The organism is Streptococcus sanguinis SK1 = NCTC 7863, from assembly GCF_000194945.1.
Taxonomy (GTDB): Bacteria; Bacillota; Bacilli; order Lactobacillales; family Streptococcaceae; genus Streptococcus; species Streptococcus sanguinis.
The window spans coordinates 935,405-950,338 of sequence record NZ_GL878507.1; the positions used below are offsets into that span (position 1 = coordinate 935,405).

The 14,934-nt window shown below is 43.7% G+C and carries 14 protein-coding genes; 3 read left to right on the forward strand and 11 right to left on the reverse strand.

Translation table 11 applies throughout. The features are described 5' to 3' along the window. The first annotated feature begins 38 nt into the window (after positions 1–38). A complete protein-coding gene (locus HMPREF9378_RS06450) occupies positions 39–1,235 on the forward strand; it encodes a cation diffusion facilitator family transporter (RefSeq protein ID WP_002900658.1) in 1,197 nt (398 codons plus the stop codon). Positions 1,236–1,267: 32 nt separating this feature from the next. Here HMPREF9378_RS06450 and HMPREF9378_RS06445 read toward each other — a convergent pair whose 3' ends face one another. The 5 genes from HMPREF9378_RS06445 to HMPREF9378_RS06425 form a co-directional block, all read right to left on the reverse strand. Next, the gene (locus HMPREF9378_RS06445; RefSeq protein WP_002900660.1) at positions 1,268–2,005 is read right to left on the reverse strand and encodes a hypothetical protein; all 738 of its coding nucleotides are present in this window, start codon (positions 2,003–2,005) and stop codon (positions 1,268–1,270) included. Positions 2,006–2,145: 140 nt separating this feature from the next. Further along, on the reverse strand, positions 2,146–2,703 hold the full coding sequence (lepB, locus tag HMPREF9378_RS06440) for a signal peptidase I (RefSeq protein ID WP_002900661.1): 558 nt from the start codon (positions 2,701–2,703) through the stop codon (positions 2,146–2,148). 182 nt (positions 2,704–2,885) lie between these two features. Further along, entirely contained in the window at positions 2,886–4,391 is a 1,506-nt protein-coding gene (gene pyk, locus HMPREF9378_RS06435) for a pyruvate kinase (protein WP_002897851.1), read from the reverse strand. 56 nt (positions 4,392–4,447) lie between these two features. Further along, on the reverse strand, positions 4,448–5,458 hold the full coding sequence (gene pfkA / locus HMPREF9378_RS06430; protein WP_002895919.1) for a 6-phosphofructokinase: 1,011 nt from the start codon (positions 5,456–5,458) through the stop codon (positions 4,448–4,450). A gap of 84 nt (positions 5,459–5,542) precedes the next feature. Continuing rightward, positions 5,543–8,653 carry a DNA polymerase III subunit alpha gene (locus tag HMPREF9378_RS06425; protein WP_032910445.1) on the reverse strand — a complete coding sequence of 1,037 codons (3,111 nt, stop codon included), beginning with the start codon at positions 8,651–8,653 and terminating at the stop codon, positions 5,543–5,545. 180 nt (positions 8,654–8,833) lie between these two features. On the opposite strand from HMPREF9378_RS06425, the gene HMPREF9378_RS06420 reads away from it, so the two are divergent. Further along, complete coding sequence (locus tag HMPREF9378_RS06420; RefSeq protein ID WP_002913696.1) at positions 8,834–9,541, forward strand: ABC transporter ATP-binding protein; 708 nt, start codon at positions 8,834–8,836, stop codon at positions 9,539–9,541. Positions 9,542–9,555: 14 nt separating this feature from the next. Then, on the forward strand, positions 9,556–10,389 hold the full coding sequence (locus HMPREF9378_RS06415; protein ID WP_002913697.1) for a hypothetical protein: 834 nt from the start codon (positions 9,556–9,558) through the stop codon (positions 10,387–10,389). A gap of 42 nt (positions 10,390–10,431) precedes the next feature. Here HMPREF9378_RS06415 and HMPREF9378_RS06410 read toward each other — a convergent pair whose 3' ends face one another. The 6 genes from HMPREF9378_RS06410 to gtfA all read right to left on the reverse strand — a co-directional run bounded on the left by HMPREF9378_RS06410 (position 10,432) and on the right by gtfA (position 14,928). Further along, entirely contained in the window at positions 10,432–11,127 is a 696-nt protein-coding gene (locus HMPREF9378_RS06410) for an LrgB family protein (protein WP_002897855.1), read from the reverse strand. Next, positions 11,120–11,500, reverse strand: coding sequence for a CidA/LrgA family protein (locus tag HMPREF9378_RS06405; RefSeq protein ID WP_002895927.1), 381 nt, complete (start codon positions 11,498–11,500; stop codon positions 11,120–11,122). The genes HMPREF9378_RS06410 and HMPREF9378_RS06405 overlap by 8 nt, the downstream gene beginning before the upstream one ends. A 173-nt stretch (positions 11,501–11,673) precedes the next feature. After that, positions 11,674–11,895 carry an accessory Sec system protein Asp5 gene (gene asp5 / locus HMPREF9378_RS06400; protein ID WP_002913698.1) on the reverse strand — a complete coding sequence of 74 codons (222 nt, stop codon included), beginning with the start codon at positions 11,893–11,895 and terminating at the stop codon, positions 11,674–11,676. A gap of 1 nt (position 11,896) precedes the next feature. After that, entirely contained in the window at positions 11,897–12,079 is a 183-nt protein-coding gene (gene asp4 / locus HMPREF9378_RS06395; RefSeq protein ID WP_002913699.1) for an accessory Sec system protein Asp4, read from the reverse strand. Continuing rightward, positions 12,072–13,424, reverse strand: coding sequence for an accessory Sec system glycosylation chaperone GtfB (gene gtfB, locus HMPREF9378_RS06390; protein ID WP_002913700.1), 1,353 nt, complete (start codon positions 13,422–13,424; stop codon positions 12,072–12,074). The genes asp4 and gtfB overlap by 8 nt, the downstream gene beginning before the upstream one ends. After that, positions 13,408–14,928 carry an accessory Sec system glycosyltransferase GtfA gene (gene gtfA / locus HMPREF9378_RS06385; RefSeq protein ID WP_002913701.1) on the reverse strand — a complete coding sequence of 507 codons (1,521 nt, stop codon included), beginning with the start codon at positions 14,926–14,928 and terminating at the stop codon, positions 13,408–13,410. Before gtfA ends, gtfB begins: the two co-directional genes overlap by 17 nt. Positions 14,929–14,934 lie beyond the last annotated feature (6 nt).

Below are 14,934 nucleotides of genomic sequence, written 5' to 3' on the forward strand. Positions count from 1 at the left end.
TTTCCATTCTACTGCCCCGCATAAAAAGAAAGGCTGTCATGAAAAATCCTAGTAACAATCTGAAGCTAGCGGAGAGAGGAGCCATCCTTTCCATCGCTACCTATCTGATTCTCTCCGCGTTCAAGATTATCGCAGGCTCGACCCTCCAGTCCTCCAGTCTGACGGCCGATGGCTTCAACAACGTCTCTGATATCGTGGCTAATATCGCCGTTTTAATTGGCCTGCGTATGGCTAGAAAACCAGCCGACCGTGACCATCGCTTTGGCCACTGGAAGATAGAAGATCTGGCCAGTCTCATCACATCTTTCATCATGTTTTTCGTTGGATTTGATGTCTTGATTGAGACCATTCAGAAGATCATCTCCAATCAAGAAACCAAGCTTGACCCTGTTGGTGCCGTGGTCGGGATTATCTCGTCAATCATTATGTTGGGTGTTTATTTTTACAATAAAACGCTAGCTAAAAAAGCTCACTCCAAGGCTCTGGATGCCGCAGCCAAGGATAACCTATCAGACGCTGTCACTTCTATTGGCACTTCAGTTGCTATCATTGCCAGTGCCTTCAATTTCCCAATCGTTGATAAGCTAGCAGCCATTATCATTACCTTCTTCATTCTCAAGACTGCCTATGATATCTTTATGGAATCTTCCTTCAGCCTGTCCGACGGATTTGATGAAAGCTTGCTGCAGGACTATAAGCAAGCTATACTGGAAATTCCTAAAATCACTCAGGTCAAGTCGCAGCGTGGCCGGACCTATGGCAGTAATATCTATCTGGATATTATCTTGGAAATGAATCCGGATTTGTCTGTTTTTGAAAGCCATGAGATTGCGGACCAGGTTGAGGATATGTTGATGGAGCGCTTCGGAGTCTTTGATATTGACATTCATATTGAGCCTGCTCCCATCCCCGAGGATGAGAGATTGGAAAATCTTTACCCAAACCTACTCATTCGTGAGCAACTCGTAGAGCAAGGCAGCCAACTGGATACACTTCTGTCCGCCGAATTTCTCTACATTTCCCAAGATGGCCGACAACTGAACAAAGCTGAGTTTCAGGCAGAAAGAGCCTCAAAAACACCTATCAAAAACTTTGAACTGCTCTCTGTCAGCCAGAAAACCAAGCTCATCCGCTATGAAATGGACGGTGTTATCCATACCAGCCTCTGGCGCCGCCACGAAGTATGGCAAAACATCTTTCACCAAGAGACACGAAAAAACCAGTTCGATGATTAAGTCAGTCTGGCTTTTTCATTGCAACACATCCTTCATTTCCCTGTATAATAAATAACAGTAATACTATCTAGACTTTGCAAATTTGTTGGTTTCTCTTTAGCTTTCAGGCCGTCTTTTTCAGGATTGTCAGACAAATAATAGTTGTCATAGCTATCATCTAGGTCGGTATAAATCTTTATCTTATCATTAACAAGTAAAGCAGCATATCTTGCCTGTCCAAAAGGCTTTCTTGAAATCTTTGTAAATTCAATTTTTTCAACATTTTCATAGTGATTCAGTAAAAATAGAGCCATCCCCTCTTCCTGGTTGCGTAACTTTACTTTTTCCTCAGTCGTCAGCCAAGCATTTTCTCCAGAGTAAATAACATCTGTCTCACCCGTATCATTAAAATTTGTGACCTTCTCTTTCTTTTTCAGACGAAAAGTCAATTCTGTAGAATCAGTGCGAGAACTATCATTTATATTATAGTTTTTATCCTTTGAGTCCAAAGAAATGTGTGGTATATAGCTGGTGTCATTTACAATCACACTAACAGAACCTGCTTCCCAGAACTTTTTCTTGGAAAATTCATCAAATTCAATTTTTTGAACATCTTCATAATGATTAATGATATAAAGTGCAAGCTTTTTCTCTTTCTTATGAAGCTCAGTCATTTCTGTTTCTGACATCCATATTTTTTCACCATCTCTATTTACTATGCTGCTACATGCAGTCAGAAAACTCAGTGCAAGTATAGCCAAAAATAATAATTTTTTCTTTCTTGACTTCAAGAGCAGTCTCCTTTATCGGTCTTTTGATATTAGTATACCACATTAAGACAAGTATCTTTATGTTTACTTGTAACTTGAAAGTTGATTTTCAAAGAAAAAAACCAAGGCTTGCCCTGCCTTGGTTGAAAATAGACTTCAATTTATTTATTCTTAATAAAACCAAATTCATTAAGCGGTGAAAGTCGGAACTCCACCACTCCCTTGATTTGACTGGCTTTGATGAGCCCAAATTCTCGGCTATCCTTCGTATTTTCACGTCGGTCATTAAGAATCAGATAAGAATCTTTAGTAATTTTATCAGACTTTGAGTCTTTTAAATCCATAATAGAGAAATCATGAGTGTAGTAACCCGAACTTCCTGCTGAAGCCAAATATTTCTCGCGCATTTTCTCGATATATTCTTCCGACATGACCTGACCGTTCAGGTAAAGAAGATCATCCATATAGGTTACCTGATCCTTTTCCTGGGCAATGACCCGGCCGACATAGTCTTTGCCGTCCACTTCATAGAGGACAAAATCCCCACGCTTGATGTCTTGCTTTCTCGTCGCCAAGACCAAGTCATTCTTTGCCAAGTAAGCATTGCCGTCTTGCTCAGTCACCCGATAAGGCGTATAAATAAAAACTCTCAGTCCTATAATAATAGCTGCCAGTACTGAAAAAATAATGATATTTCTTAATAAATCTCTCTTTAACATTCGTCTCTCCCATCTCTTTTATACCATTATATCATTTTTAGATAAAATAGACAAAGGGACAATCTTATTTCAAAAATCAAAACGCTTATGTGTCCTTCTTCCCACATAAGATAATGGTCGTCACTTCGACAAGAGAAAAAACCGATGATTTTTCAATCAACGGTTCTTCTTATTATCTTAGATTAACGTACTGTACGGATGCGCATTGTGTTGGTACGAACTGCTTCACCAAGCGGCACACCAGCAACGATAACGATATCATCACCAGATTCAACCAAGCCTTGCTCAACTGCAATCTTTTCAGCGATTTCAAACATATCATCTGTATTAGATGGAGTTTCAGTAGTCACTGGAATAACACCCCAGTTCAGCATAAGACCGCGTTGAGTCAATTCGTCAAAAGTGATAGCCAAGATATCAGCGTTTGGACGGTATTTAGAAATCAGGCGAGCTGTGTGACCTGTCTTAGTAAGGGTAACTACTAATTTGATATCCATTGAGTTTGTAGCATCTTTAACTGCTGAAGCCATAACTTCAGTCTTAGAGTTGCGCTCAAAGTTATCAGTTGTCAAACGGCCATATTCGTTAAGAAGGGTTTGAGCATTCTTATCGATAGTAGCCATTGTTGTTACTGACTCAAGTGGGTATTTACCATTTGCAGACTCACCTGAAAGCATAGTTGCGTCAGTTCCGTCGATAACAGCGTTAAACACGTCTGATACTTCTGAACGAGTTGCACGTGGTTTTTCTGTCATGGTTTCAAGCATGTTAGTTGCTGTGATAACCACTTTACCAGCTGCATTTACCTTAGTGATAATCATCTTTTGGTAAACTGGAACCATTTCGAATGGCACTTCGATACCCATGTCACCACGGGCAATCATGATACCGTCAGCAGCTTCAATGATTTCGTCCAAGTTATCGATACCTTGTTGGTTTTCGATTTTCGCGAACAGTTGAACGTGTCCATTACCAGTTTCTTCACAGATTGCACGAACTTCGTTGACGTCTTTTGCAGTACGTACAAATGAAATCGCGATGAAGTTGATTCCTTGCTCAAGACCAAAGCGGATATCGTCATTGTCACGCTCAGCAAGTGCTGGGAAAGGAATCTTAGTGTTAGGGATGTTCACACCTTTTTGCTTAGCAATGATACCGTCATTTTCAACTTCTACTTCAAATTCACGAGTAGCATCGTCTTTTGCGACAACACGAAGACCAAGTTTACCATCGTCAACCAATACTTGACGGCCAACTTCAACATCATCATAGATGTCCAATCCACCAGCAACGTTCAAAGCAATTACTTCACGAGTAGATTTGATACCTTGCTTAGTAGCAACACGGATTTTTTCACCAGTTTTGTATGAATACTCTTTTGCATCGCCTTCGAACAATTCTGTACGAATTTCTGGTCCTTTTGTATCAAGAAGGAAACCAACTTTTTGACCAGCAATTTCTTCTGCACGCTTAACAGTTGCCATGCGCTCTCCTTGCTCAGCATGGTCACCGTGTGAGAAGTTGAAACGGAATGTGTTTGCGCCAGCTTCAATCAGCTTAGCAATGTTTTGAGCTGATGCTTCAACATCCAGCTTTTCTCCCCAATATCCGTCATCACCGAATTTTTTTCCACCGCGGATTTCTACCGCAGGACCTAATGTTGCAACGATTTTTACACGTTTATTCATGATTGTATGAAACTCCTTCTTCTATTTGGCCTCTTGGCCTGAATAACAAATAATAATTAAATATTGATGCTGCGGTTCAAATCAGCCAAGTCCAGATCAGCCTTGTGCGGATTATTGACAACAATCTTGCCTTCAGCAGTCAAGCTAAAGAGTGCTCCTTCTTCAGCAGTTCCCAGAATTGGGCTTTCAACCATCTGCTCATTGCGGATTCCAACAGCAACTCCGCCGATACCTTCTTTAAGCAGTTTAACAGCATGTGCTCCCATACGAGATGCAAGAACACGGTCACGCGCAGTCGGTGAGCCCCCACGCTGGATATGTCCGAGCTCTGTGACACGTAAGTCGCTCATATCACCAGCTTCTTTTAGCTTCTCAGCGAATTCATCCGCTGACATGACACCCTCAGCCAAGACGATGATGTTGTGCTTCTTACCCTTGGCATAGCCATTCTTAATGCTTTCAACAACTTCTTCGATCTTGAAACCTTCTTCAGGAACGATGATTTCGTCCGCACCAGATGCAATACCTGCCCAAAGAGCAATATCACCAGCATTACGACCCATTACTTCGATAACGAAAGTACGGCGGTGACTGGATGAGGTATCCCGAATCTTGTCAATCGCATCCATAGCTGTAGTAACAGCAGTATCAAAACCGATAGTGAAGTCTGTTCCGACGATATCATTGTCAATGGTTCCTGGAACACCGACAGCTGGGAAGCCATGCTCTGTCAAGCGCATCGCACCGTGGTAAGATCCATCTCCACCGATAACAACGACACCTTCGATTCCATGTTTTTTAAGCTGCTCAATCCCTTTCAGCTGCCCTTCAACTTGGGCAAACTCAGGGTAACGAGCAGAGTGAAGGAAAGTTCCACCGCGAGAAATAATGTCACCAACTGATGTTGCATCAAGTGGGTAAATCTCGCCAGCTACCATTCCAGCGTAACCATCATAAATACCGTAAACTTCCATTCCTTCGGAAATTGCTTTACGAACAACCGCACGGATGGCAGCATTCATACCAGGGGCATCACCACCACTAGTCAAAACAGCAATACGTTTCATTTCGCTTTTTGCTCCTTTTTCTTTTTAACATTCTTATAGATTATACCACAATCATCATGAAAATTCTCTTATTTTCCATATTTTTTAACGAAAAATCGTTTTCATAGTATAATTCTTTAATTCCTCTTGCAGCTGCTCCGATTTCTCCACTCGAAAATGCGGTGCATACATGGTTCGCTTCTCATCTTCATAACGCAGGACAACCGGAATATTACCGGGGTATTTCTGCAAAATCTGAGATATTTCCCGATCATGTTCATGGCCCGCAAGCTTTATCCAGAAGCGTTCTGTAGTGGTTTCTTCGATATCTGACAAGACCAACTGTAATCGTCCATCCCGTTCCTGCACCTTGCCAGTCAAGTAGTAAATCCCCTTCTCCTTAATACGTTCGGCCAACTGACGATAGGTATCAGGAAAGAGGGTAACATCCAGTTTTTTCTTCGTATCTGAAACCTGCAAGAAGGCCATATTCTCACCCTTTTTAGTCCGGATAGTCTTGATAGTCTGGACTTGAGCTAAAATCTTAGCTCTGCTATTTTCCGTCAGCTCACTAATCCAGCTAAAGGGCTGGTCCGCTTCTTTGGCCAGTTTAACCAAGGGGTGATCGCTAAGCCCCACACCGATAATGCTCTGTTCCAGCTCAAACTTTTCAGCATCGCTAAAATCCTGAGCCTCTGTCCAAGAATAAGTCGTATCCGCAAAGAGACTACCTAGCTCATCCGCAAATACAAATAGATTAGGCAGATTGGCTAAAATTTTTTGGCGATTTTTCTCAAAACTGTCAAAGAGCCCCAGCTGGATTAGAGGAGTCAGCAGTGGAATCTTATGGTAATTCTGAGGTAGGCGCAGAATAAAGTCTTCTACCCCAGTAAAGGCAGCATTTTGTCGCTCTTCGATAATCCAGTATGCCAAATCCCTAGGCAAGCCTTTGATATTTTTCAGACCCAAAAAAATCTTTTTATCCTGAAACTTATCATGGTAGGGAATATTATTGATGCTAAGGGGTGCTGTTTCAAAGTCAAAACTCAGGGCATCGGTGATATAGTCACTGCTAGAATAATTAAGCATGACATCAAAGAAAACATCTGGATAGTGAGCCTTGAAGAAAGCCAACTGAAAGGCCAGAGCTGAGTAGGCATAGGCGTGGCTGCGGTTAAAGCCATAACCAGCAAACTTCTCCATAATAGCAAAGACTTCCTTGGCTTTGGATTCCGAATGCCCTAGCTTGAGAGCACCTGCAACAAAGTCCTCCTGCATGCGATGCATTTCAGCAGCATTTTTCTTACCCATTGCTCTTCGTAAAATATCGGCTTTCCCCAGACTAAAGCCACCAAAACGCTGGGCTACCTGCATAACCTGCTCTTGGTAGAGCATGATACCATAAGTCGGAGCTAAAATATCAGCCAAACTGTCATCAATCAACTCCACCTGCTCCAGTCCATGTTTTCTCTTGACAAAATTGTCAATATAATCACTGGCTCCAGGACGATTGAGAGAGGTTGTGGCCACTACTTCCTCAAAGCAAACTGGCTGAACCCGATTAAGCAGGCTGATTGCACCTGGCTGCTCAAACTGGAAAATCCCCTTGGTCTGGCCAGCCGCAAAGAGTTTCAGAGTTTCTGCATCCTCCAAGTCAATCTCAGCAATCTCAATATCTACCTCATATTTTTTCAGGGTTGCTTCTTTCATCCGCTGGACAAAGGTCAGATTGCGCAAGCCCAGAAAGTCCATCTTGAGAAGACCGTTGCTCTCCACACCGTGGGCATCATATTGGGTGATATACATGTCCTCACCGTATTTGAGCGGTATCTGGTCTGTCAGGTCATTGTCGCTCATCACAACGCCAGCTGCATGGATAGAAGTCTGACGGGGATGACCTTCGATCTTTTTAGCAATATCAAAGGCTTTTTGATATTCCAGCTTACTATTGATAATCTGACGAAAGGCCATATTTTTCTCATAAGCAGTGGTCAGACTATCCCCGAAGCGGATTTTCTTGGTGATATTGGTCAGTTCATACTCTGGCAAACCAAAGCGCTTGAAAACATCGCGAATGGCCTGCTTGGCTCCAAAGGTCGAGTAGGTCACAATCTGAGCTGCATGCATACTGCCATAGCGGTCGCGAACATAGCGGATAAACTCTGGCCGGTAAACATCAGGAATATCAATATCAATATCGGGCATGGTATAGCGCTCTAGATTTAGAAAGCGCTCAAAGAGCAGGTTGTTCTTGACTGGGTCAATCCCAGTAATCTCCAAAGCATAGGCCACCAGACTGCCGACAGCAGATCCTCTACCCATGCCCATATAATAGCCCTGACTGCGACCAAAGCGCAGCAAATCCCAGACGATGAGGAAATAATCATCAAAGCCCATCTGATGAATGACATCCAGCTCCTGGTCCAGCCGTTCCTGATAAAGTTTACCTGTTAAACCGCGTTTTTTTAAGCCAGCTTCGGAGCGCTCCCGCAACTCTTCCACGGCTGGTCGCTCCCGATTAAAGCGGGGCAGTTTCAGCTCCCTATTGATATCATAGTGAACATGACGGACTAGCTTCTCAAGATTAGCCAGACTCTCTGGGAAAGTTTCCTTAAAAGCTCCTGCCAGAGCATCTGGTGCCAGCAAAAACTCATGATTGGGAAGGCTGCCAATCTCCCGCAGGCTGGCATTTTCTCGAATAGCCCGGAGCATCTGCAAGGTTTCCAAATCCCCCGTGTCAAAATATCGGACGGTATGCAGGGGCAGGGTTGGCCAACCGAACTCCTGCTTAGGCGTTGCTGGAAAGACACCAACATAAAAATCCAACCCCAAATCCAGATCTGCTACTCCGTCAAAAGCAGGAACAATCACAGCCAATCCCTTAAAGAGATGCTGGAAATCCTCCCAATTTTTTTGTCCCATCATCTTGAGAGTCGAGACTTTCATCAGATTGCGATAGCCCTGACTGTCCAAGGCCAGCAGACGGAGATGAAGCTCCCGCTCTTCCTTAATCAGACTCAGCTCCAAGCCTAAAAGCGGCTGCAGTCCCGCAGATTCGGCTTCCTCTAAAAAATGATAGGCTCCATAGAGATTGTCCACATCCATCATGCCCAGATGGCTGTATCCTAACTCCTTGGCTTTTTGCACATATTTCTTTATCGGGATCAAGCTATCCATAAAACTGTAAACAGTCTTGGTATCAAGTTGTATCACCACATTTTTCTCCTTGAACATGCTTTGCTTCTTCTTACAACTATTATACCGCAATTCACTGAATGAGGGAAATAGGAGTTTGACTGAACAGAAAGATTCCATTCCCTCTTTCCGGCTTTCTTTGCCATTTTCCTAAGGAAAAGGTATAATAATTGTAAATTGAAGAAAATAAAGGAGATATGTATGAATCAGTATCCTCTGGTCTATCTTGACCATGTCCATAAAAATTATGGCGACGCACCCGCCCTGTATGATGTGAGCTTAAACATCCAACCTGGCAGAATTATCGGACTTCTAGGTCCTAATGGAAGCGGCAAGACAACTATTATCAAGCTTATCAATGGTCTCTTGCAGCCGACCTCTGGTCATATTTATCTCAAAGGCGTCAAACCTTCTCCTGATACCAAAAGAATCGTTTCCTATCTGCCAGATACGACTTATCTGAGCGACAGCTCCAAAGTAATCGAAGCTGTAAAATATTTTCAAGATTTTTATGATAATTTTGACAGCACGAAAGCCATGCAGCTTCTAAAGGATCTTCATATCGATCCTCAAGCACGCATCGGAAGCCTTTCAAAAGGAAATAAAGAAAAAATGCAGCTCATTCTGGTCATGAGCCGCCATGCGGAACTGTATATCCTAGACGAGCCTATCGGTGGTGTTGATCCGGCTGCTCGCGACTATATCCTGCAAACCATCATTCAAAACCGCACACCTCAGTCTTCTGTCATCATTTCCACCCACTTGATCGCAGATATCGAGCCAATCTTGGATGAAGTAATCCTGATTAACCAAGGTCAGATCTTTTTGCATGAAAATGCTAATCAGCTGCGTCAACAGTACAATCAATCCATTGATAATCTCTTCCGCAGCCAGTTTCGCTTTTATTAGGAGGTCTTCATTATATGTTTGGAAAACTGTTTAAATACGACTTTAAGTCTAATTACAAATGGTATTGTATCACCTTTGCCATTCTTCTCACTCTATCAGTCTTTATGGGAATCATAGCTGGCAGCATCCTAAGACCTGAGGCAATGAATCGCTATAGTGAACATCCATTGTCTATTAGTGGTGTTATTATCACTTTCTATCTACTATTTCTCTTGCTGTTTTCTGCATCTTGCGCAGTCTTTCTATCCAATACCATCATTATTATCCGCCGATTTTATAAAAATGTCTTTGGGAGAGAAGGCTACCTGACTTGGACCTTGCCGGTCACCCCGCATCAGATTCTTCTGTCCAAGCTTCTTTCCGCATTTGTTTGGACCCTCTTGTGTATGCTGACCATGTTTATTAGTGGTTTAGTCATCTTTGGCATTGCTCTTCCCCTTGTAGGCTATTCATTCGATGAGATTTTTAAATTTATAGACGGAATACAAAATTTCTGGCTATGGATTGTCAAATACGGCTTCCTTAATCTCCTTCAAATCCTTTCTGGTATCCTCTTCTTTTACCTAGCAATCTCAGTCGGACAGCTTTTCAAGAAGAATCGGATTATGATGGCTGTGCTCTTCGGATTTTTGATTTGGACTGTTCTAGCAGTCTTGTCACTCTTCTTACCTAGTTCTTTTGATTCATATGGACTACTTAGTTTATATGATTACAGTTACTCCTCTTCGGACTTTGAACAGATGCTAGATGGCTTCATTATTATCCGAATCGTCTTTGAACTCGTCAAAATTTTCGGTTTCTATTTTACAATCTATGCCATCGTAAAAAACAAACTAAATCTGCAATAAGCAAAACAAGGTTGAAACAAAACGTTTCAACCTTGTTTATTTTTACTTCAGAATAATCGCTGCCACGATGGGGCTGACCAGAACGTACATGAGGCCCGTCACGCCAATCGCAAGTCCTGCCATAGCTCCTGCGACCTGACCGTATTTAAAGGCGGTCCCCGTTCCTACCGCATGGCCTGTTCCCCCTAAAGCTAGACCAATAGCTACCGGGTCTGTGATTTTTAAGAGCTTAAGAAGCGTTGGTCCTAAGACACTGGTCAGAATGCCCGTCGCAACCACCACCACTAATGTCACTGTAGCAAGACCTTGCAGCTTGTCTGTGATACCGACAGCCATGGCCGTTGTGACAGATTTCGGAAAAAGAGAAACAGCCAGAAAGAAATCCATGCCGAAAAACTTAGCCAGCAGAGCCGTAAAGCTGGTATTGACTACAACCGCCGCAAAGGTCCCAATCAAAATACTGCGCGCATGGTGCTTCATCAAATGAAAAGTCTTGTAAAGCGGAATCCCCAAAGCAACCGTAGATGGCACAATTAGGTTGTTTAAATAGGAGCCGCCGACATAGTAATCCTTGTAGGAAATACCGGTTAATTTCAAAAAAGCAATAACCAAAACTGCTGCAATCAGCAAAGGAGTTGTCAAGGGATGAGGAAATCTCCGAAAAATCAATAGGCCGAACAGATAGGCCAAGATAGACAAGGCAAGGCCAAAGAGAGGGTTGCTCCATAAATCAGACATTGCTGGCGTCTCCTTCCTCATAATCTCCTTCGAAACGAGTCTTAATCAGCTGCACCACAACTGCAATCACGCAGACATTAAGCACAATTGCTCCTAAAACAATCAAAATAATCGGCAGCAGATAAGGTGCAATGACCTGAAATTTATCCATGATACCAACTGCTGGAGGCAGAAAAAGAATGGTCATATTTGCCAAAAGAAAATTGCCAACCATGCTGATATGACGCAGGCGCAGAAGCTTGAACTGCAGAGCCAAAAATAGCAAGACTAAACCAATGATACTGCCCGGAACAGGCAGTTGGAAAACACTTGAAATCCCTTCTCCAACGAGGGAAATCATAAAAATAATCATCAACTGAACGTATAATTTCATACCAAACCTCCATCACTTGTATATCCAGTTTACTCCTTTTCAGAAAAATATCAAGGTGCTTTCAGAAATTAAAACCTTTACATCTAAAATTTGCTTATAAAAATTCCCTCCATTGTCTGCAATAGAGGGTCTTTCTTATTTAGCAGTCGTCTGAGTAACTTCCTAAACAGATGCTAGAGGGATTGAATCATAAAGAAAATCATGAGAATAATCAAGGCAAGGCTTGCCAAAAGAACTAGGATTTTCTTTGCGAGATAGGTTTCCCAGTAGCCTGACTTGCCGATTGATGTATTGGTGTCTCTGTAAAATTGCTGGCTCTCTCTGGGAAGAAGACTAACCAGTAAAATCAAGACAAAGGTTGCTACAATGGTAAGTGTAATCAATATTGTTTGCATTTTATTTCCTCAAGGCTCCAATCAATGTAAAAATCAAGCCAATCAAGATCATCAAGCCCAAGGCGATGACAAAGGTCTTGTTGAGATTTTCTCCCAAGCTAGCCTTTTCTTTCTTGGGCTTGCCATGCTTAAGCTCATCTAACCGTCCCTCAATATCCTTATGAAATAAATCTTTTTTAGCCATGCTGACCTCCTAACAAACTTTGGAGAGTCTCCTGATAAAGAATGACGGGTACATCGTTGGCATGCCGGCCTTGAGCTTGCAAGGCTGATCGCATCTGCTCAACACCAGATAAGGCTTCTTCCAGAGTCGACGCCAGTTGATCTGGCTGGCTGCTGTCGAAAATATGCTGCTGGGCAATGTAGTGCCTGTCATGCAGGGTCTGCTCAAAGCCAAGGATCAAGAGATTATTCTCAAAAGCCTTACGTACTGCCTGCAGGACCTGACCGCCGTGATTGATATCCAGATAAATGTCCGATTCCAAGTAGAGCTGCTCGATCTGCTTGAGACTGGCATTTTGATAAAGGACAACATTCTTATAGGACAGCATAGATAAGAGTTTAGGTGACATTTCCGTGAGGGCAGCAATGCGAAAGACTAGCTGCGGCAGGGACTGAACCAAGGTCTCTAAGCCTTCAATCTGATCCGAATGGGTCAGGATTAAGGCATCTTTTCGTAGGTAGTTGTCCCGCTTGAAGTCATAATGATAGCCCATATGCAGGAACTTATGCTGCTGGTCAGCTGCAGCTAGACTCATGGCCTTTTCATAAGTCGCCAAGTCTGGAATGACAATGGTCTGCGCCCGCAGCTGGCTATTTTCCAGAATCAGCTGCATATTGCCCGGAAGCTCGTCATACAGAGGTTCCTGCCAAAAAAGAATATCCTGGCCAGCTCGACCTGTCAAGCTGTGGGAAACCAGGAAAGAATAAGCCAGCGAATTAAAGAGAATGTGATCCAAGTCAAAGTCTAGCCGCTCTAAAAAGAAACGGATAAAATCCACTCGGCTTTTAAAAATCCGCAAGGGCTCTTGGTCCAGGGTCAGGATGATGTCACCGGTGGCGTGATTTTCCACGATACGCTCCTGACCATCAGTGCTGTAGTAGGTTGTGTTGAAAGCCTCCTGGCCTGATTTATAGGCTGTTTTGGCAAAGCAGCGGCCTTGCTTATTATAGCGCTCACTCAGTCGCAGCTGGCCTTTTTTATCCAGCCAATCTACCTGTTTGACCAGCCGGCCCTTGGCCTGACTTGCATAGTGAATCCGTGCCCTTTCTTCTCCCATGTCACTGACACGCGCCGCCTGATGGTCGCCTGTGATTTCCCAGAAAGGTGGCACTGGCACTTGATTGAAAAAGAGCGGGTGGTCTACTCCCTCTTCATCCCCTAAAAAATAAGTATAGGGGGAAATCATATCGTCCGGGAGAAAGCCATTGGCCTCAATGACAATGGTCGGACAGTCATAGCCAGCTGCAAGGAGGGAATCATGCAGATCCTGAGTTTCCTGATTGTAATAATCAAAGAGCTGAATCATCTCTGACCTCCTTTAAAAGCTGGGACCAAGCCGCTTCAACCCGGCTGGTCAAATAATTCTCGGCCACTTGATAAGAGTGTTGGCTCATCTCCTGCTTTCGTCCTTGGCTAAAGAGAGCTACTATTTTCTCCACAAAAGCAGCAATAATCTGATCCTCGACCTGATTGGAACTGACCGGCAGCAGATAACCATTTTTACCATCATCGATAAAAGTCTGATTGCCATAGCGGACATCAAAGCCGATGAGAGGCAGACCCGATCCAACTGCTTCCATGAGCGTTAGACCAAAGCCTTCACTGGTTGAAGCCGTCAGATAAAGCTCATAACCTACATAAATCTGGCTCAAATCTGCATGCCCCTTGAGCCGAATGTAGTCCTGAGCTCCTGCTTCCTCAATCCTGCGGCGCAGCTTCTCCTCTTCGCCCCCCTTACCGTAAATGTCAAGAGTCAGCTCAGGCAGCTGGGCATGGGCTTGGACAGTCGCTGCCACTAGCCAATCGATATGCTTTTCCGTAGCGAGACGCGAAGCCGTAATCATAGAGAAAGGCTTGCGAGGCTCTTTGGGATAAGTCAACTGGTCGAGACTCCCCACCGGTATGGTGACAATCTTGGGCTGCTTGTCCGAGTAATGCTGGAACTGCTGCTCTAGAATCCTTTTCTGAGCCTCTGTGGCCACAATGAAGAAGTCCACCTTGTCAGCATTGGTAAACTGGTAGTCATAAAAATTGTTCCAGAGAATGTAGTCGTCACTGCTGGCATTTTCACTAAAATGCTCCGCATGGACCACCACTCCCAGCTTAGCCTTCTGACTCTCCTCAAAGACAACCTGACCAATCCCTGTCTCTCTATCTAAGATGACCACATCATCTGCCTGCAGCTGCAAACACTGAAGAAAATAACGAACCAGCTCAGCCTTGGAATAGAAAATCCGATCTGGAAAGCGATAGAGCTCTTCCTGACCATCTTCTATCAGCATGTCATAGGCAACACTGCCGTCTTCGTTGTAGAAACGGCGCTGGTAGAGGGTTGCGGCGTCATTGTGGGGGGCGAAGTACTCGCTGGCATAGCGGACATAGGAGAAATAATCCTTGCGAATCAATCTCCCCCGCGAGACATACTCCACATGCTCCACAAAGTCCTGATCTTCCTGCCGCAGATAGCAAGTGATAAACTGATCATCCTGCGGATAGAAATAACGGACAATCTTGCCCTCTCTCTCCGAGCGCTCCGGCTGACCTGCGACTTGAGCCAGCACCTGATCCAGCGTCACCGTCGTCGGTGCAATCTTGATATCGGTAAAGTAATTATAAAGCCAGATAACTTCCTCATCCAGAAAACCAATATTTTCCGTCAGATGCTGGATATTATCCGCTAAAATCATATCCATAAAGATAAACTTAGCCGGCTGCTGGATTCTTCGCAGAAGCTGGGCCCGATAAGCTTGGGCGTATTCTACACCGCTGCTGGCCCAGCCGATGCCTAAGTTGATGTTATATACTGTCATATTCTC